Source organism: Roseateles sp. AC306, from assembly GCF_979253795.1.
On record NZ_CEEDEB010000001.1, the window covers coordinates 466,846 to 485,550 of the forward strand.

An 18,705-nucleotide genomic window follows, 5' to 3' on the forward strand; every position below is an offset into this window, starting at 1 on the left:
CATGCTCGACAAAGCGGTTTCCTCGGCATCGTGCTTGCTAGCGGTTCGCTGATGGCACACCTACCCGATCTCCAACCCGGCTGGCATGAGCCACTGGGCTCCCTCGCCCGCGATGGCGGCGTCAATTTCGCCATCGCCAGTGAGCACGCGACGCGCATCGAGCTGTGCGTGTTCGATGGCGAAGGCCAGCGCGAGCTGCGCCGCTACACGCTGGACGGCCCGCATGACGGCGTCTTCCATGGCTTCCTGCCCGGCGTCGGCCCAGGACTCGTCTACGGCATCCGAGCCCATGGCCCCTACGCACCCGAGACGGGCCATCGCTTCAACCCGCACAAGCTGCTGCTCGACCCCTGGACGCGCGAGATCGTCGGCCACTTCGGTTGGCGCGCCGAGCACCACGGTTACGAGCTGGGCCACCCGGACGGCCCGCGCTCGCTGGACCACCGTGACAACGCCACCCAGGCGCTCAAGGCTCGCGTGCCGCCGCCCCCTGTGGCCCATTCGCGCGCTCACAAACCCCGCCGTGCGCCTGGCGAGGTGGTGCTTTACGAAGTCCACGTCAAGGGCTTCTCCAAGCTGCTGCCCGGCGTGCCGGAGGAGCTGCGCGGCACCTATGCGGGCCTCGCCCACCCGGCGTCGATAGCTCATTTCAAGCGCCTGGGCGTGACGACGCTGTCGCTGCTGCCGGTGCAGTACTGCATTGATGAGCCTCACCTCGCCGAGCGCGGCCTGCGCAATTACTGGGGCTACAACACGCTGGGCTTCTTCTGCCCCGACCCGCGCTGGGCGCAGCGCCCGCATCGCCAGGACCCGACCGCCGTGACGGCCGAGTTCCGCCAGATGGTGGAGGCGCTTCATGAAGCCGGCCTGGAGGTCGTGCTGGACGTCGTCTACAACCACACGCCCGAAGGCAACGAGTTCGGCCCGACGCTGTCCTTCCGCGGCCTGGACAACATCACCTGGTACCGCCTCGCCGCCGATGACAAGGGCCGCTACGAGAACCTCACCGGCTGCGGGAACACCATCCGCTGTTCGCAGCCGCGCGTGACCCAGTTCGTGCTGGACTCCCTGCGCTACTGGGTCGCCGAGATGGGCGTGGACGGCTTCCGCTTCGACCTCGCGCCCGTGCTCGGCCGGACGCGTCAGGGCTATGACTCGAACGCCGCCTTCTTCACCGCGCTGCGGCAGGACCCGGTGCTGGCCGGCGTGCACCTCATCGCCGAGCCTTGGGACGCGGCCTACGACGGCTACCAGGTGGGCCGCTTCCCCGGCCGCTTCCTGGAGTGGAACGACAAGTTCCGCGACGCCGTACGCGGCTACTGGCTCGGTGCGGGGGCGGGTGTCGGCCGTGGCGAATTTGCGCGCCGCTTCATGGCTTCCAGCGACGTCTTCCACCACGGCCAGCGCCTGCCCACCGCCTCGGTCAACTTCGTCGCCGTGCACGACGGCTTCACGCTGGCCGACCTGACGAGCTACAGCACCAAGCACAACCACGCCAACGGCGAGGACAACCGCGACGGCCGCGACGGCGAACTCTGCGCCAGCTTCGGTGCCGAAGGCCCGACCGCCGACGCCGCCATCAACGCCACCCGTGAACGCGTGCGCCGCGCGCTGTTGGCGACGACCCTGCTGGCCCAGGGCACGCCCATGCTGTGCGCCGGCGACGAGATCGCCAACAGCCAGGGCGGCAACAACAACGCCTACTGCCAGGACAACCCGACCACCTGGCTCAACTGGGACCAGGCCGACTTCCGGACGACCGAACTGGTCGCTGAGCTGCTGGCCCTGCGCGCCGCCGAGCCGCTGCTGCGCCACCCGCGCTGGTTTGCCAGCAGCCCGGGCGAGGCCAGCATCGCCTGGTACGCGCCCAGCGGCCACGAGATGACGCCGCATGAATGGCACGACGCCGGCCAGCGCGCGTTTGGCGCCCAGCTGCGCGAGGCCGGCGCGACATCGCCGCGGCTGATGATCGTCTTCAACCCCGACCCGGAGCCGCTGCCCTTCCTGCTCTGCAACGGCCCCTGGCAGCTCGTGCTCGACAGCAGCGGCGAATCGGCCGCGCCGCTCGTTCTTCCTGGCCAGCCGCTCAACGTGCCGGCTCGCTCTCTCCTTGTCTTGAGACATCAATGAATCTCGATCAACGCGCCTCCGGTGTGCTGCTGCACATCACCTCGCTGCCCGGCCCGCACGGCATGGGCGACTTCGGCCCTGATGCCTACCGCTTCGTCGACTGGTTGGAGTCAGCCGGCCAGTCCGTTTGGCAGCTGCTGCCGACGACGCCCATCGGCCCCGGCGACAGCCCCTACCAGGGCGTGTCGGCCTTTGCCGGCAGCCAGTGGATGGTGGCGCTGGAGCCGCTGATCGCCAAAGGCTGGCTGAAGCAGCCCGAGGTGCCCAACTTCAACGGCGAGCGCATCGACTACGGCGTCGTCACGCCCTGGCGCGAGCAGCAGCTGCGTGCCGCCGCGGCCGGCTTCTTTGCGGGCGCGCTCGACTCAGACCGCATCGCCTTCGCCGCCTGGTGCCTGTCGCAGCAGAGCTGGCTGGACGACTACGTGCTCTTCATGGCCATCCGCTCGCCGCTGAACGGCCAGCCGTGGTGGGAATGGAGCGACGGCCTGAAGAAGCGCGATCCCGCTGCATTGGCCAAGGCGCGCAAGGACTACGCCGACGAGATCGCCTTCTGGCAGTTCGTGCAGTGGCAGTTCGACGTGCAGGGCAGCGCGCTGAAGGCCTACGCCAACGAGCGTGGCGTGCACCTGATGGGCGACCTGCCCATCTTCGTCGCCCATGACAGCGCCGACTGCTGGTCACGCCCCGACCTGTACTTCCTCGACGAGGACTTCCAGACCACCGTCGTCGCCGGTTGTCCGCCCGATGACCTGGGGCCCCTGGGCCAGCGCTGGGGCAACCCGCTGTACCGCTGGGACAAGATGGCCGCCGAAAACTACGCCTGGTGGACGGCGCGCATCCAGCGTGCGCTGAGCCAGGCCGACGTCTTCCGCATCGACCACTTCCGCGGCTTTGCCGGCTATTACGAGATCCCCGCCAGCAGCCCGGACGCGCGGCAGGGCCAGTGGCTCCCTGGCCCGGGCATGGCGCTGTTCGATGCCATCAAGGCGGCCCTGGGCCCGCTGCCCATCGTGGCCGAGGACCTGGGCTTCATCACTGACGACGTGCACGAGCTGCGCGACGGCTGTGGCTTCCCCGGCATGAAGATCCTGCAGTTCGCCTTCGGTGGCGAAGGCGACCACGAGTTCCTGCCGCACATGTGGCCCAGGGCCTCGGTCGCGTACACCGGCACGCACGACAACGACACCGTGCGCGGCTGGTGGGAGCAGGCGGGGCCGCGCGAGCGCCAGTTCGCCGGCTCGTATCTGGCCTGCGGTGACCACGACATCCACTGGGCCATGATCCGCGCCTGCGCCAACTCGGTGGCCAACATCGCCGTGCATCCGCTGCAGGACGTGCTCGGCCTGAACGGCAGCCACCGCATGAACGTGCCGGGCGTGCTCGGCGGCAACTGGGGCTGGCGCTTCCATTGGGACTGGATCGGCAGCGAGCCGACGCGCGTGCTGGGGCTGATCACGGCCGCGAGTGGGCGGGGGCCGTTCGAGCTGCTGCATTTGCCCTAAGGCGGTGAAAGATCGCCCCGTGAATCGGGGGAACTCCTGCCAGGCCTGTCCCTTTAGCATCCTTCAGGTTTGTACGGGGGGCTCTGCCCCACCATAAAAGGAGACACCTATGCAATTGAAGACTCTTGCCGCCGCTGTAGCCCTGCTGGCTTCCGGTCTGGCCTCTGCCACCACCGTTTACGACGCGGGCGCATACACGGTCACCTACGACGAAACGACCACGTTCGGTTGGCTTAGCAGTTGGTCCAGCAGCGGTGGCGCTGTCGGCTTCGACTGGTCGGTGCCCATTTCCGTGGCGTTGGCTCACAACGGCGGGGCCGCCTCTTCTGCTTCGTTCGCGCTGCCGAGCTTCACGCTGACCGCTAACAGCGGCTATGTACTGAGCGGTGCGCTGGTAGGCAGCTTCGGCAATCTCGTCTACACCGAGTTCAACGGCTCGACGTCCGTGACGGCGAACGCCACGGTGAGCGTGAACGGCGGATCCGACTTCGTGTTGCCGACGACGCCGCTGGCAAAGGTCGTGACGAATCCTCCGTTCTCTGGCTACTTCGCGGGCAGTGCTTCGCTCCCGCTCGTCGGTATCAACAGCGTGGAAATCAAGGACGCTTCGATCACGCTGGGCGCGTCGGCTGACAGCTTTGCCACCATCACAGGCCAGACGCAGAACAAGTTGAGCTTCAGCTTCGTGGCCAACCCCGTGCCGGAACCCGAAAGCTACGCGCTGATGCTGGCCGGTCTGGGCATCTTGGGCTTCCTGGCCCGCCGCCGCCAGCGTTGATCGCGTCTCGCGCAAATTGAAAAGGGCCCCTCGGGGCCCTTTGCTTTTGCGGACGCGCTTCAGGGGCGCGAAAGTTCGAGGATCAGCGGGCTGCGCGCCGGCACGCGGATCGTTTCGCCAAGGGTGGACGATTCGCCGCCCAGCACGTCACGCGCGCGGTCGCCCACAGCGAGACGTTCGGCGAAGCGCGCGGTAGGCAGGTCCACCGGCTTGGCCGTCTTGTTCAGCACCACCATCACCGTGCAGCCTGCGTCATAGCGGAAGAACACATAAACGCCCTCCATCGGCGCGAACTGCATCAGCGCGCCGTCGTGGATGACGGTCGCGCCCTTGCGCCAGTTGAAGAGGCGGCGCACCCAGTCCTGCATGTCGCGCTGCTCGGCGGTCAGGCGCGCGCCGGTGAACGCATCGACCGCGTCGCCCTTCCAGCCACCCGGCATGTCGGCTCGCACGCGGCCGTCGTCGCGTTCGACGGGGCTCTGCATCAACAGCTCGCTGCCGTAGAAGAGCTGTGGGATGCGTCGCGTTGTGGCGAGGTAGGCGAGCGCAATCTTCGTCAGGCCGACGTCGTTCTTCAGCAGTGAGTGGATGCGCGGCGTGTCGTGGTTGCCGTCGAAGAGGACGAGGTTGGCCGGGTCGGGGTAGACGAAGTCATGCGCCAGACCTTCGTAGATCCGCGTCAGCCCCGTGAACTGGCCGTCTTCCTCGGTCAGCGCGAGGAGCAGGTTGGACTGAAGCGGGAAGTCCATCATGCTCGGCGCGTGCGACACATAGCCGTCGTGGTTCTTCTTGCCGCGCTGCCAGTAGGAGACGACGGCGGGGTGCGGGCTCCACTCTTCGCCGACGATGTTCAGTCGCGGGTACTCCTGCATGACACGGGCTGACCAGCGGCTCAGGAACTCCCGGTCGCTGTAGGAGTAGGTGTCGGTGCGCAGGCCGGACAGGCCGTAGCTCTCTATCCACCACAGCGTCATCTGCGTCAGATAGCTGGCCAGCTCCGGCCGGCGCTGGTTCAGGTCGGGCATGCCGGGCACGAACCAGCCGTCGGTGAAGCGCTTGCGGTCGGCGGCCGACGCGTATGGGTCCTGCAGCGTCATGCGCGCATGGTGCGTCTCGGTGTATTCAGGCCATTTGTTGACCCAGTCGGGCGCCGGCAGGTCCTTCATCCACCAATGGCCGCTGCCGATATGGTTGAGCACCACGTCGTGGATGACGCCCACGCCCTTTGCGCGCGCTTCCGACACGAAGGCGCCGAAGTCGTCGTTCGTGCCGAAGCGCGGATCGATCTTGTAAAAGTCGGTCGCCGCATAGCCGTGATAGCTGTACTGGGCGCTGTTGTTCTCGACCAGCGGCGTGGGCCAGACCTGCGTGAAGCCCAGGCCGGCGATGTAGCCCAGGTGCTGGCGCAGGCCGGCCAGGTCGCCGCCATGTCGGCCGCCGTGGTCCTTGCGGTCGGCACCTTCCGTCATGTCGGCCTGGCGGCCGCTGCCACCCTGGGCAAAGCGGTCGGGCACGACCAGGTAGATCGCGTCCTTGGGGGCGAAGCCCTGGCGATCCGCCGAGCCCGGCGCGCGCGCCAGCAGCGGGTAGCGCAGCGTCTTGCCGGCCACGGTGAGCAGCAGCTCACCCGGCTTGGTGCCGGGCGCGATGTCGAGGTCGACGAAGAGGTAGTTGGCGCTGCTGGCGCGGTGGCTGCGTTGAAGCGTCACACCGGGGTAGGGCGCCAGCGTCGGCTGGGCGTCGGCGATGCCAGGTGCGTGCAGCATCAGTTGCAGCGAGGTGTCGCGCATGCCGACCCACCAGTTCGGTGGTTCGACACGGTGGGAGGGCTCGGCGGCCGTCGTGGGCAGAGTCATCAGAAGGGCGGTAGCGAGGGTGATCAGGGCTTTCATGCGGCGCTTCCTGGGCGACGATGCGTCAGCGTTCGGTGACTTCCAGCACGAGGGCGGAGCGGGGCGCCAGGCTCAGAGTGCGGCCCAGCTCGCGGCGCTCACCGGTGATGACATCGATGCCGCTGGAGCGTGCCGTCAGCTGCTCGGCAAAGCGCCGCGTGTCGATCTCGGTCGCGGCGGTGTTCTTGTTCAGCACCACCATCACCTTCTGCTTGTCCGTGGTACGGAAGTAGACGTAGACGCCGCCCAGCGGGTTGTAGTGCATCAACCTGCCGTGGTGGATGGCCGGCGCGGTCTTGCGCCAGGTCAGCAGCTTGCGCAGATAGCTCTGGGCGTCGCGCTGGGCATCGCTGAGGCCACGGCCCGAGACGGCGTCGACCGCGTCGCCGGCCCAGCCGCCGGGGAAGTCGGCGCGCGTGGCGCCATCCGCTCGTTCGATGGGGCTCTTCATCAGGATCTCGCTGCCGTAGAAGAACTGCGGCGTGCGCGCCGTCGTGGCGATGAAGGTGATGGCGATGCGGTTCAGGCCGACGTCTTCGCCGACCGCCGAGAAGATGCGGTTGGTGTCGTGGTTGCCCTCGAACAGCACCATGCGCGCGGGCTCCGGGTAGAGGGCGTCATTGGCCATGGCCTCGTAGAGCTTGCCCCAGCCGGTGCCGTAGCCCTTGTCGTCGGGCTCCATCAGCGCCTCGCGCAGCCAGTAGTGCAGCGGAAAGTCCATCATGCTGGGCATGTGCGACACATAGCCGTCGTGCTTGGGTTTGCCGGCCAGCCAGTAGTTCACTTGAAGCGGATTGGCCGTCATCTCCTCGCCCACCAGCGTGAGCCTGGGGTACTCGCGCATGACGGCGCCGGACCAGCGCGCCAGGAAGGCCTTGTCGGAGTACGGGTAGGTGTCCACGCGCAGGCCGGACAGGCCCGCGTCCTCCACCCACCAGATCGCGTTCTGGATCAGGTAGCGCTCCATCTTCGGCTGGCGGCCGTTGAGGTCGGGCATCGTCGGCACGAACCAGCCGCCGGCCAAGCGCTCCAGGTCGCTGGGCGCCATGTAGGGGTCGGTCTGCGTGACGTGGCGGTGGTTGGTCTCGGTGTACTGCGTGTGCTGGTTGATCCAGTCGCGCGAGGGCAGGTCGCTCATCCACCAGTGCCCCGAGCCGATGTGGTTGGGCACGATGTCGTGGATGACGCCCATGCCCTTGGCGCGCGCCTTGGCGACCAGCGCGCGGTAGTCGTCGTTGGTGCCGAAGCGCGGGTCGATCTTGTAGAGGTCGGTGGGCGAGTAGCCGTGGTAGCTGTACTCGGGTTGGCGGTTCTCGACCAGTGGCGTGGGCCAGAGCTGCGTGAAGCCGAGCCCGGCGATGTAGTCGAGCTTGTCTGCGATGCCTTTGATGTCGCCGCCGTGGCGGCCGTCCACGTTGGCGCGGTTGGCAGGGTCGCCGAGGTTGCCGGCGTTGTCGTTGGCCGGGTCGCCGTTGGCGAAGCGGTCGGGCACGACGAGGTAGATCGCGTCGCGGCTGTCGAAGCCCTGCCGCTGGGCCGAGCCGGGCGCGCGGGCGCGCAACGGGTAGGCGTGGCTGGCGACGGTCTTGCCGTCGGTGTCGACGAATTCGAGGTTGAGTGTTCCGGGCTTGGCCGTGGGGGCGATGTCCAGCGCGACGAAGAGGTAGTTGTCGCTGTCGAGGCGGCTGCTGCCCTTCAGGCGCACGCCAGCCGGTGGCGCGTGCAGGCTGACTTTGGTGTTGGCGATGCCGGGCGCGTGCACCATCAGTTCGAGCTGGGTGTCGCGCATGCCGACCCACCAGTGCGGCGGTTCGATGCGGTCGACGCCGCCCGCCCAGGCGGAGCAGGAAGCAATCAGCAGGGCGGCCAACAGGCCGCGGGGAATGTGTCGGTTCATGTTCAGTTGAGCGTGTAGACGCGGACGGACAGCGGCGCCAGCGTGGCGGTGCGGGCGGCGGCTTTGGGAAAGAGGGCGCGGGCGTGGGTCGGCAGCTCCAGCGCGGCCGGCGTGTCGCCGTAGTTGATGGCCACCAGCACGCGCTCCCGGCCGTGCACGCGCTGGAAGGTCCAAAGTTGGCCGTCGACCTTGTCGGCCTCGTAGCGGCCCAGCGTCAGCGCAGGTGAGGCGCGGCGCAGTGCGATCAGCTCGCGGTAGAAGTGGAACAGCGAGTTCGCGTCCCGCTGCTGACTCTCAGCGTTGTTTCGGCTGCGGTTCAGCGCCAGCGGGCGGAAGGGCTGTGGGTTGGTGGAGAAGCCACCCGCCGCGGTCCAGCTCATCGGCGAGCGCAGCGGCGCGTCGTCCTTCGCGTCCTTTCCGTCGATGCCGGGCAGGCCGATCTCCTCGCCGTAGTAGACGAAGGGCGTGCCGGGCAGCAACAGGTAGCTGGCGGCAGCCAGGCGGTAGCGCGCTTCGTCGCCGTGGAGCTGGTCCCACACGCGCTGGCCGGTGAAGATGTCGTGGTTGTGCAGGAAGGTCGCCATCGTCGGCGACATCGCGCGGTAGTAGTCGGCCACCTTCTGCACGGCAGCGGCCTCGCCCTTGGCGGCCTTCATCAGCTCGTAGTTCTGGTTGAAGGCAAAGGCGCCGCCGCACAGCTCCGGCTTGCCGTAGGCGATGGGCTCGGCCGTGGCCTCGCAGACGACGTAGCGGCCGGGGTAGCTCTTGATCAGGTCCTGGAAGCGCTTGGTCAGCACGCGGCTTTCGGGCTGGTCGTTCCAGTCCTTGGCGTTGTTCTCGATCAAGTGGGGCACCGCGTCCAGCCGGTAGCCGTCCAGGCCGCGGTTGAGCCAGAAGCGCAACGAGTCCTCGTGGTACTGCACCACGGCCGGGTTGCGCATGTTGAAGTCGGGCATGTGCGGGCCGAAGGTGCCGAAGAAAACGCCCGGGGCGCCAGGCGTGGGGGCGGGCAGGTCCTTCAGTTCACCGGCCCAGTCCCAGGGTTTGGTGGCGGCGTCGTACCAGGGGTATTTGCCCCAGATGTCCCAGCCGGGGCCGGGATTGGCGTCCCAGACGAACCAGCTGCGCCAGGGGCTGTTGCGGTCTGCTACGGCGGCCTGGAAGGGCGGGAACTCAGCGGCCGCGTGGTTGATGACGTAGTCCATGACGATGCCGATGCCGCGCTTGTGGGATTCGCGGATCAGCTCGTCGAAGTCGGCCAGCGTGCCGTACTGCGGCTCGATGGCGCGGAAGTCGGTCGTTGCGTAGCCGTGGTCATGGTCGGCGCTGGCGGTGATGGGCATCAGCCACAGGCCGCTGACGCCGAGCTTCTTCAGGTAGTCCAGCCGGCTCGTCAGCCCGCGCAGGTCGCCGATGCCGTCGCCGTCGCTGTCCTGGTAGCCACGCACGAAGACTTCCATGAACACGCCTTGCTGCCAGTTGGCCGGCAAGGTGCTTGCGCGGGGCTGGGCGGGCACGGGGCGGGTGTCGATCTGGGCTTGAGCCGCCCATGCAGCGGCCGCCAGGGCCGCGCTCGTCAGCAATTTCGAGGCGATCATGTATTCAAACTACTTTGTCTCCGTGCGCTGAGCATATCGAGCTTCATGGAGTGGCTTCTACTGAGGTTTCCATGGATGTAGTTTTGCTACCATTCAAAGACAACAAGGAGACTGCATGACTACACGCCCGGCGCCCATCGTTCTGGTCGGTCTGCTTCTGCTCGCCGGGGCTGCGCGGGCCGGTGATCTGGAGGATTGCAACGCCCCGGTGCCGCAGCTGTCAGCGGCGGCACGACCGTTGGCCGAGGCCTATTGGCTGGACGCGCGCACGCTGCAATGGCCGGGGCTGAAGCTGCAGGTGGGCGAGCGGCTGCGCCTGCATCACGCGCGGGCGGCCGGCCTGCGCGCAGTGGTGGGCGAAGTGGTGGCGGGTAGTGACGGTGCGGTCGAGCTGAAGCCGAGCGCCGCTGCGCTGCCGGTGCGCTTCCGCTTCATCGGCGACGGGCCGCGCTTTGCGGTGAGCGGCGTGGACGTTGCTGCTCTTTTGCGCGAGCAGGTGCTTCTCGTGCATGAGACGGCGGACGGTCGCGTCATCGCGTCCACCGGCGTACAGACGCCCGGCGCGTTGGACGACCGCTACGCAGCTGCCGAAGCCGTGAGCGACCTGGGCGCCCATCCGACCCAGGCGCGGACAAGTTTTGCCGTCTGGGCGCCGACGGCCCAGCGCGTGCTCCTGTGTCGTCACGGCGGCGCGGAGTCTCCTGCGGTCGCCGCCGATGCGATGCAGTTCGACACGGCCACCGGCGTCTGGCGCACCACGCTGGCGGGTGACGTCAGCGGCCAGGCCTACCGCTACCTTGTCGATGTCGTCACGCCCACCCACGGCCGCGTGCGCAACCTCGTCACCGATCCCTACTCAGTGGCGCTGACGGCCGATTCGCAACGCAGCGTCGTCGCCGACCTCGCGTCTTCAGCGTTGAAGCCACGCGGCTGGGACAGCGGGCCGCGTCCGACGCGACTGAAGGCGGCCACCGACCAGCTCATCTACGAGCTGCATGTGCGCGACTTCTCCATCAGCGACGCGACGGTGCGACCCGCCTGGCGTGGCAAGTACCTGGCCTTCACTGAGGGTGCGTCCAACGGCATGAAGCACCTGAAGGCGCTGGCCCAGGCGGGGATGACCGACGTGCACCTGCTGCCCGTCTTCGACCTCGCCAGCGTGCCGGAGCGCGGCTGCAAGACGCCGGCCGTGCCGAACGCTCCGGCTGACAGTGAAGCGCAGCAAGCCGCGGTCATGGCCGTTGCCGCCGACGACTGCTTCAACTGGGGCTACGACCCCTGGCACTTCAATGCGCCCGAAGGAAGCTTCGCGACCGACCCGCTCCAGCGCGTCGTCGAGTTCCGCCAGATGGTCATGGCACTGCACCGGGCCGGTCTGCGCGTGGGCATGGACATGGTCTACAACCACATGGCCGCCGCCGGCCAGGCGCCCAAGTCCGTGCTGGACCGGCTTGTGCCCGGCTACTACCACCGCCTCGACGCCAAGGGCGCCATCGAGCGCTCCACCTGCTGTGACAACACGGCCACCGAGCACCGCATGACGGCCAAGCTGATGATCGACTCGGCAGCGCTGTGGGTTCGTGAATACAAGATCGACTCGATGCGCTTCGACCTGATGGGCCACCAGCCGCGCGAGGCGATGGAGAAGCTCCAGAAGCGCGTCGACGCCGAAGCCGGCCGGCCGGTGCAGCTGCTGGGCGAGGGCTGGAACTTCGGCGAGGTGGCCAGCGGCGCGCGCTTCGTGCAGGCGTCGCAGCTGAGCCTGAACGGCAGCGGCATCGGCTCGTTCAGTGACCGCAGCCGCGACGCGGCGCGCGGCGGCGGTGCGGGCGAGGGCGGCGACGACAGCGTGCGCAACCAGGGCTGGCTGAACGGCCTGGGGTACGCACCGAATGCCTTGTCGAACGCGAAGCCGGAAGCGCTGCTGGCGGCAGCCGACATGATCCGCGTTGGCTTGGCCGGCTCGCTGCGCGGCTACGAGCTGACGACCTGGCGTGGCGACAGGAAGCGCCTGGACGCCATCCCCTATGGCGGCGACCAGCCGGCCGGCTTCGCGTCCGAGCCCGGCGAGGTCGTCAACTACGTCGAGAACCACGACAACCAGACGCTCTTCGACGTCAACACGCTGAAGCTGCCGCTGGCGACCAGCCGCGAGGACCGCGCCCGCGTGCAGATGCTGGGTGCTGCGGTGGTCGCCTTCAGCCAGGGCATTGCCTACTTCCACGCCGGCCAGGACATCCTGCGCAGCAAGAGCCTGGACCGCAACAGCTACGACAGCGGCGACTGGTTCAACCGGCTGGACTGGAGTTATCAATCGAATCACTTCGGCACCGGCCTGCCGCCCAGGCAGGACAACTTCGGCAAGGACGGTCGCGACTGGGCGCTGGCGCGCGAGCGGCTGGCCGACGAATCAATCGCCCCTGGCCCGGCCGAGATCAGCTGGGCGCGCGACGTCTTCCGCGACCTGCTGAGGATTCGCGCCAGCACGCCGCTGCTGCGGCTGTCCAGCGCGGCGGAGATCAAGAAGCGCCTGAGCTTCCCCGGCAGCGGCCCGGGCCAGAACCCGGTGCTGGTGGCGACGCGCATCGACGGTCGCGGGCTGGGTGGGCACAAGGCGGTGCTGACGCTCATCAACGTCGCGCCGACCGCCCAGGTGCTCGCGCTGCCCGACGAGGCCAGGGCGCGCTGGGCCTTGCACCCGGTGCAGCGCCGGGGCGCCGACGAGCGCTTGAAGCGCGAGGCGCGCTTCCAGGCAGGCCGGTTCGAGGTGCCGGCACGCAGCGCAGCAGTCTTCGTGCTGGACTGACGGTCGATTCCTAGCGCGCATCTTCCGGCCTGAACTTCAGGCCATAGCGCTTGAACAGGCGTTCCACGCTGCCGTCGGCCAGCAGCGCGTCATGCGCCTGCTGCAGCCGCGCCTTCTCGGCCTCGGTGATGCCGCTCTGTGCGGCCAGCCAGATCTCGGCGGTCTCCAGGGCCAGCCCCGTCTGCAGCAGTGCGACGTTGCGGCCGCTGCGCCGCCACGTGTCCGCGTGGATCAGTTCGCTGCCATAGATGGCATCGACCAGACCCTGCTCCAGCGCGCGCTGCATGTCGGCAACGCTGGTGGATTGGTAGACCCGCGCCAGGGGCACGCCCTGCTTTTGCAACTGGTCGAGGTTGGACGAGGCGCGCAGGCCGGCGATGCGCAGGTTGCGTGCCTGTTCGATGGTGTCCACGCGTGGCTTGCCGGTCAGCGTGATGAAGCTGAAGCGCTGGGCATAGAGCTTCACCAGCCACTGGAATCGCGCCTCTCGGTCGGCGGTGCGGTTGAGCGGCACGATCAGCGTTCTCGGCTTGTCGCTCGCCAACAAGACGGCGCGGGCCCAGGGGAAGAACTCAGGCTGGGTGGACATCCCGGCCTGTTTGAGCATCACCTCCACCATGTCCAGCAGCACGCCTCGCTGGCCGGCACTGCCCGGCATCGTCATCGGCGGCAGGTCGCTGGTGACCAAGGTCAGCGGGAGGCCGGGGGGCTGGAACTGGGCTGCCGGCAGTGCCGCTGCGGGCAGCAGCAGCGAGGGCAGGGCGGCGAGAGTGGCACGGCGGGTAGGTTGCACCGCAGCATCGTCTCAGCGTCGCGCTAACGCCGCAAGTGCGAGGCATGTAGGTGGCAGCCTGATTTTTTGATTGAACGCTCAGGCGCAGTTTTACTGCGAATACTGCTTCCAGAAAATCAGCGTGGGCCGTTCAATTGACAAGCTGAAGCTGCACGCGCACATTCGGCGCTGCTAAAAATCAGAGTCCGGGGAATTGGCATGAATCCACGCTCGAAGGAAACAAGAATATTCCTCCTCGGGCATGTGGTTGTGCTGCTAATCGTGTTGTTTGGCTTTGGCAGAACGTTTTATCTGCGCAGCCTATTTATCAGCCAGCCCCTGCCGCTCGCGGCGCAACTGCATGGTATTGCGCTGACGCTGTGGTTCACGCTGGTCGCGGTGCAAGGCGGGCTCGTCGTGACAGGCCAGCGGCAGTGGCACGTTAAGCTGGCCTGGCTCGCAATTCCCGTCATTGCGTTTGCCGTTGCCAGTGGCTTGTGGATCAATTCCAAAATCGTCCTCCGCTTGACATCGACTGAGAGCCCCGAAAACGCGTTTGTCTGGGGCAACTATCTGAGCCTGCTGTCGTTTGTTATTTTGGTGGCGGCGGGCGTGGTTTATCGGCGCCGATTCATCACGCATCACCGCCTGGTTTTCTTTGCGTCCGCGGCCATTCTCGGCCCGGCGCTCGCGCGGTTTCCGCCGATATTCGGCATCAGTGACCCAGCCGCCGTGGAGTATTTCGCCGGCGGCGGCACGATGCTGCTGATGGCGTGCGTGGTGGCCTACGACCTGCTGACCTACCGGCGCGTCAAGTGGGCGACGCTGATCGGCATTGCCGGCGCGGTGCTGCCGCAACTGGGCGGCAGTGCAATTGCCGCCTCGGGCGTCGGTTTCGCGTTATTTCATTGATGCGACTCGACGCGTGGTCGGCGTGACGCGGCGCCCAAGCCTGCGAGGCCCAGCAACACAAGCCACGCGCTGCCCGGTTCGGGCACGGCCGCCGCGGTCACATCAAACGTCAGGTTGCCGCTGACCCACTGCCCTTCGGCCACGCCGACGGCGAAGTCCTTGAAGCCCTCGCTGAACTCGATGCGCAGCTTGCCGTCTGCACCGGCGCCAAGGCCCAGGCCAGCAAGGTCCAGCGAGCCGGCGTAGCTGCCGGTGCCGCTGACGAAGTCGGCGCTGCCCGGCGCGAAGGTGACGAGGTCCAGCCCGCTGGAACTGCCGAAGCTGACCTGCATCTCCGCCAGGCTGCTGGGCGCGAAGGCGTTCAGGTCGACCGTCCAGTTCAACGAGTTCAGCATCGCGTTGGCGCCGATGTCGATGAGCCAGATGGCGTTGCCGGCTTCGCCTTGCAGGTTGATGCTTTGCGCGCCGCTGACATCAACGACGACGGGCGCGGCCTGGGCGGTCAGGCTGGCGACCGCGAGGGCGGCCGCAGCGGCCAGGCGTTGGAGTTGGAGTTGTTTCATGGCTTGTGTGCTCAATTGGATGCGGCAGGGCGCGCGACGAAGACGACGGCCGTGCGGGCCGGCACGTTGAAGGCGCCGGTGCTGCGGTCGAACGTCGTGGACCGAGCGCGCTGGTCGGCGATGTGTGCCGGGTGCAGCTCCAGCGCATGGCCGGCCAGCGTCGGCAACGTCAGCTGCTTCGCCGTCTTGTCGACGTTGATCAGATAGACGAGTTCGTCGAAGTTGGCGCCCGGGTAGCCCACGCCATTCAGTCGGCCCACCAGCACCGTGGCCTCCTGCGCCGAGCCGGTGTTCAGGAAGGTCAGCCGCGCCTTGATGTCCTCGGCCGTGCGCAGGCGCAGCAGCGTGGTGCTCTTGCGGATCTTCAGCAGGTCGCGGAAGGCGTCGCGCGTCCAGGCGATGTCGTTGGCGTGCGGCTTGATCAGCGGGTTGGCCAGCAGCGGGCGGGCCAGCGCCCAGTTGTCGGCGTTGTCGCGCGAGGGCGGCAGGCCGGCGCCGAAGTTGTTGTCCGCGTAGCTCCAGTCCAGCCGGTTGAACCAGTCGCCGCTGTCGTAGCTGTTCCTGTCGAGGGACTTGCTGCGCAGCGTGTCGGTGCCGGCGTGGAAATAGGCCACGCCCTGGCTGAACGCGTTGATGGCGTTGGCCAGGATCTGCACGCGGGCGCGGTCTTCCTTGCTCGTGCTCGTCGGCAGGCGGAAGGCGTTGTTGTCGAACAGGGTCAGGTTGTCGTGGTTCTCCACGTAGTTGACGACCTCGCCCGGCTCCAGCACCCAGCCGGCCGGGATGCCGCCCACGTCGATCTGGTCCAGCCGCAGCGTGGCGTCCCAGCTTGTCTGCATCTGGAAGCTGCGGATGGAGCCGGCCAGCGTCGCCTTGAGGCGGTCGGCAAACCACATCAGCTCGCCCCGGCTCTGGCCGGAGGCGCTGGCGTTGCTGTCGTAGAAGAAGCCGTTGACATAGCCCTGGTTGGCGACGACGGCGGCTCCTGAGTCGCAGCAGCCGCCGCCGCGCACCGCGTCGCGGATCAGCGGGTTGAAGCTGCCGATGCCCGAGCCGTTCAGCGACAGCATCTCGGCCTGCACGAAGCGCGCGCCGTTGGCGACCTCGCCGAAGTTCCAGCCCTCGCCGACGATCTGCACCGGGCGGCCGGCGGCAGCCTCGACGCGGGCCTTCAGCGTCTCGATGACCGAGCGCGGGTGGTGGCCCATGATGTCGAAACGCAGCGAGCTGATGCGGTAGTCGCGCACCCAGGTGACGGCCGAGTCGACCATCAGCTTGGCCATCATCAGGTTCTCTGACGCGGTGTTCTCGCAGCAGGTGGACCGCTCGATGCCGCCCGTGGCGTTGTAGCGGAAGTAGTAGCCGGGCACGACCTTGTCGAGCACCGAGGTGGCGTTCTGGCCGGAGGACGTCGTGTGGTTGTAGACGACGTCCATGCCCACGCGCAGGCCGGCGGCGTTGAGCGCCTGCACCATGCGGCGGAACTCGACGACGCGGGCGAGCGGGTCGATGGCGTTGCTGGCGTAGGCGCCGTCGGGCGTCGTGAAGTGGTGCGGGTCGTAGCCCCAGTTGAAGCAGTCGGTGCCGGCGGTGGCAGCCACTGTCGCCTGCTGGGATTCGCTGTCGGCCGTGCCGGCGGGCGAGGGCGTCGTGCAGCTCTTCTCATTGACGCTGGCGATGTCGAACACCGGCAGCAGGTGCACGTCGGTCAGGCCGGCGGCAGCGAGCGCCGTGAGGTGCTTCATGCCGTTGGAGTTGCTCTCGGCGAAGGCCAGGTATTTGCCGCGTCTGGCGGCGGGCACGGTGGCGTCGTTGATCGAGAAGTCGCGCACATGCAGCTCGTAGATGCTCAGGTCCGACGGCGCGGCCACGGTGGCGGGTGGGGCGCTCTGGTCCCAGCCGTTGGGTTTGGTCGCCTGGGCCTGCAGGTCCATGACGACGCTCTGCTGGCCGCCCATCGTCAGGCCCAGCGAGTAGGGGTCGGTGACGAGGTTCTTCACCAGGCCCGTGCCCTTGACGAACACCTGCACCTGGTAGCGGTAGGTGGCGCCCTGCAGATGGCCTTGCTTGGTCAGGCCCCACACGCCGGTGGCAGCGTCGCGCGTCATCGGCTCCGTGGTCGTGCGGGTCAGCCCCGAATTGCCCAGGGCCGTCGTCAGCACCAGAGACACGTTCTGCGCGGTCGGCGCCCACAGCTTGAAGCGTGTGTTGCCGTTGCTGGCGACGGCGCCCAGGTCGGGCACGTTGTTGGCAGCGGCATAGAGGTCGTCCAGCGCGCCGGCAATCTGCGCGGTGGTGGCGTTCTGCACCTTGCCCGCCGCGTCCTGCTGCACCAGCACGAGTTGCTGCTGGTGCAGCGAGGGCAGGCGGGCCAGGTCAGCGCTGCGCACGCTGAAAACGGCGCCGTTGCCCACGTACTTGAAGTGCAGCGCATCGGCGGCCGGCACGGTGCCGGTGAAGGGGTCCAGCGTGATGAAGCCGTCGGCGCCTTGCACTTGCGCGTCGGCGGCCACGCTGATCTGGCCGGTGGCCGAGTGGTACAGGCGCACGACGCCCGAGGCGGTGACGCGCGGCCACTTCACCAGCGTCTTGTTCAGCCACACGGCGCGGGCGTCGTTGCTGGAGACGCTGCGCAGGTCGGGCGGTGCGAAGTAGACGGTGGCGTCGCGCTCCACCAGCCAGATCTGGCCGACCTGGTTCTGGATGCTCAACGCTGCGAACTCGACGCGGATGTTGTCGTTGCGGCCGTCCTTGTCGTTCTCGTTGGGCGGCATGCCGTGAATGATGAATTCCAGCGCCTTGCGGTTGACGTCGCCCTGCGGGTTGAGCACCGGGATGTCGAAGACGACCTCGCCGTCAGCGGCCGCATGGCCGGCCATCGCGCTCAGCGGCACGGGCTGGCCCCAGTTCTCGATCTGCACCCCGGCCGGCAGCGCCGCGGCGTTCAGCCCGCTGCCGTTCCACAGGTGCAGGCCCCAATTGGCGTAGCCGCCGTCGAAGCGCTTGTAGTGCACGCGCAGCGTCTTGATGTCTGGCGCGGGCAGCAGCAGAGGGTTGCTGGCGTAATTGACGCCGTCGCCCTCCAGCCGCCAGATCTCGTTGGCGCCGGCCTGGAGCGTGTAGCTCTGGTCGGCGCCGCCGTTGTCCTTGTTGTCGCCGTTGTGCAGCAGGAAACCCACCGAGCCGCTGCCCGAGGCCAGTGGCACGTCGTAATAGACGCCGAAGTCGTCGCTGCCCGCCGCGTTCCAGCCGCCGTTCCAGTTCGGGCTCTGGGCAGCATTCCAGGTATGGATCTGCCAGCCGGCATGGTTGCCGTCAGCGCGGCGGTAGTGCACGCGCAGCGATGTGGCCGGCTCGGCGGGCGAGGCGACGGCGGCGGTCTTCGCGCGGGGCACGGGGGCCGCCGGCACGCCAGCCAGCAGTTCAACGCCGTTTTCGTCCGCCGCCGCTGCGGCGCCGATGCTGCTGGTCGGCCCCTGCTGCGGAGCTTCCGCGCCGCCGCCGCCACAGGCCGCCAGCAGCCCGAACAGGCCTAGCGTCGCCGCCCCCATCAACCGCCGCGCCTGGCGCGCGACTCCGTTCGCCCATGCTTTCATGCCAGTGTCTCCTTGGATTTGCGCGCATGCTATTGAAGTAAAACTACATATCCAAGCTAGTGGAATCCCGATGGAATTCGCGCAACTTTCGTGAGGTAACTCGCGACAGGCCGACGAATTGAGGTGTGATCACGGTGATAAATGTAGTTTTGCTTCGTTGACTGGGCCGACTGGCGGCGATGGTCTGGCGTCCAAGAAGTCTTGCCCTCTCGCCTCTCGTCAGTCCCGGTCGACGGCCGCTTCACGCTGCCGGAGT

11 protein-coding genes are annotated in these 18,705 nt (G+C 67.8%); 5 read left to right on the forward strand and 6 right to left on the reverse strand.

Annotated features, from left to right (window positions below; translation table 11 throughout):
• The first annotated feature begins 51 nt into the window (after window positions 1–51).
• From glgX to AC0IZJ_RS01815, 3 genes are all read left to right on the forward strand, one after another.
• Window positions 52–2,130: a glycogen debranching protein GlgX gene (glgX, locus tag AC0IZJ_RS01805; RefSeq protein WP_471846042.1), complete on the forward strand. Its 2,079-nt coding sequence runs from the start codon at window positions 52–54 to the stop codon at window positions 2,128–2,130.
• A complete protein-coding gene (malQ, locus tag AC0IZJ_RS01810; RefSeq protein WP_471846044.1) occupies window positions 2,127–3,635 on the forward strand; it encodes a 4-alpha-glucanotransferase in 1,509 nt (502 codons plus the stop codon). The genes glgX and malQ overlap by 4 nt, the downstream gene beginning before the upstream one ends.
• Window positions 3,636–3,744: 109 nt before the next feature.
• Window positions 3,745–4,413: a PEP-CTERM sorting domain-containing protein gene (locus tag AC0IZJ_RS01815; RefSeq protein ID WP_471846046.1), complete on the forward strand. Its 669-nt coding sequence runs from the start codon at window positions 3,745–3,747 to the stop codon at window positions 4,411–4,413.
• Between the two features lie 59 nt (window positions 4,414–4,472).
• On the opposite strand, the gene AC0IZJ_RS01820 is transcribed toward AC0IZJ_RS01815, so the two are convergent.
• From AC0IZJ_RS01820 to AC0IZJ_RS01830, 3 genes are read right to left on the reverse strand one after another with little or no spacing between them, the layout of a single operon-like run.
• A complete protein-coding gene (locus AC0IZJ_RS01820; protein ID WP_471846048.1) occupies window positions 4,473–6,305 on the reverse strand; it encodes a glycoside hydrolase family 13 protein in 1,833 nt (610 codons plus the stop codon).
• A 25-nt stretch (window positions 6,306–6,330) separates the two neighbouring features.
• Window positions 6,331–8,202, reverse strand: coding sequence for a glycoside hydrolase family 13 protein (locus AC0IZJ_RS01825; RefSeq protein ID WP_471846050.1), 1,872 nt, complete (start codon window positions 8,200–8,202; stop codon window positions 6,331–6,333).
• 2 nt (window positions 8,203–8,204) lie between these two features.
• A complete protein-coding gene (locus AC0IZJ_RS01830) occupies window positions 8,205–9,800 on the reverse strand; it encodes an alpha-amylase family glycosyl hydrolase (RefSeq protein WP_471846052.1) in 1,596 nt (531 codons plus the stop codon).
• 115 nt (window positions 9,801–9,915) lie between these two features.
• Here AC0IZJ_RS01830 and pulA point away from each other — a divergent pair, with 115 nt between their 5' ends.
• The gene (pulA, locus tag AC0IZJ_RS01835; protein WP_471846054.1) at window positions 9,916–12,606 is read left to right on the forward strand and encodes a pullulanase-type alpha-1,6-glucosidase; all 2,691 of its coding nucleotides are present in this window, start codon (window positions 9,916–9,918) and stop codon (window positions 12,604–12,606) included.
• 10 nt (window positions 12,607–12,616) lie between these two features.
• Here pulA and AC0IZJ_RS01840 read toward each other — a convergent pair whose 3' ends face one another.
• Window positions 12,617–13,399, reverse strand: a complete 783-nt coding sequence (locus AC0IZJ_RS01840) for a substrate-binding periplasmic protein (protein ID WP_471846056.1) — start codon at window positions 13,397–13,399, stop codon at window positions 12,617–12,619.
• A gap of 198 nt (window positions 13,400–13,597) precedes the next feature.
• Between AC0IZJ_RS01840 and AC0IZJ_RS01845 the strand changes: the two genes are divergently transcribed.
• Window positions 13,598–14,290, forward strand: coding sequence for a hypothetical protein (locus tag AC0IZJ_RS01845; RefSeq protein ID WP_471846058.1), 693 nt, complete (start codon window positions 13,598–13,600; stop codon window positions 14,288–14,290).
• Here the strand turns inward: AC0IZJ_RS01845 and AC0IZJ_RS01850 are convergent.
• Together AC0IZJ_RS01850 and AC0IZJ_RS01855 are read right to left on the reverse strand one after the other, a co-directional pair.
• Entirely contained in the window at window positions 14,284–14,853 is a 570-nt protein-coding gene (locus tag AC0IZJ_RS01850) for a PEP-CTERM sorting domain-containing protein (RefSeq protein ID WP_471846061.1), read from the reverse strand. The genes AC0IZJ_RS01845 and AC0IZJ_RS01850 overlap by 7 nt on opposite strands.
• Window positions 14,854–14,864: 11 nt before the next feature.
• Window positions 14,865–18,449, reverse strand: a complete 3,585-nt coding sequence (locus AC0IZJ_RS01855; protein ID WP_471846063.1) for an alpha-1,6-glucosidase domain-containing protein — start codon at window positions 18,447–18,449, stop codon at window positions 14,865–14,867.
• Between the last annotated feature and the right edge of the window lie 256 nt (window positions 18,450–18,705).

What these genes read in the sequence shown, in the direction of transcription:
- AC0IZJ_RS01850 (WP_471846061.1), bottom strand. Translation starts at nt 14,853, where the DNA reads ATGAAACAACTCCAACTCCAACGCCTGGCCGCTGCGGCCGCCCTCGCG.
- pulA (WP_471846054.1), top strand. Translation starts at nt 9,916, where the DNA reads ATGACTACACGCCCGGCGCCCATCGTTCTGGTCGGTCTGCTTCTGCTC.
- malQ (WP_471846044.1), top strand. Translation starts at nt 2,127, where the DNA reads ATGAATCTCGATCAACGCGCCTCCGGTGTGCTGCTGCACATCACCTCG.
- AC0IZJ_RS01830 (WP_471846052.1), bottom strand. Translation starts at nt 9,800, where the DNA reads ATGATCGCCTCGAAATTGCTGACGAGCGCGGCCCTGGCGGCCGCTGCA.
- AC0IZJ_RS01845 (WP_471846058.1), top strand. Translation starts at nt 13,598, where the DNA reads ATGAATCCACGCTCGAAGGAAACAAGAATATTCCTCCTCGGGCATGTG.
- AC0IZJ_RS01855 (WP_471846063.1), bottom strand. Translation starts at nt 18,449, where the DNA reads ATGAAAGCATGGGCGAACGGAGTCGCGCGCCAGGCGCGGCGGTTGATG.
- AC0IZJ_RS01815 (WP_471846046.1), top strand. Translation starts at nt 3,745, where the DNA reads ATGCAATTGAAGACTCTTGCCGCCGCTGTAGCCCTGCTGGCTTCCGGT.
- AC0IZJ_RS01825 (WP_471846050.1), bottom strand. Translation starts at nt 8,202, where the DNA reads ATGAACCGACACATTCCCCGCGGCCTGTTGGCCGCCCTGCTGATTGCT.
- AC0IZJ_RS01820 (WP_471846048.1), bottom strand. Translation starts at nt 6,305, where the DNA reads ATGAAAGCCCTGATCACCCTCGCTACCGCCCTTCTGATGACTCTGCCC.
- glgX (WP_471846042.1), top strand. Translation starts at nt 52, where the DNA reads ATGGCACACCTACCCGATCTCCAACCCGGCTGGCATGAGCCACTGGGC.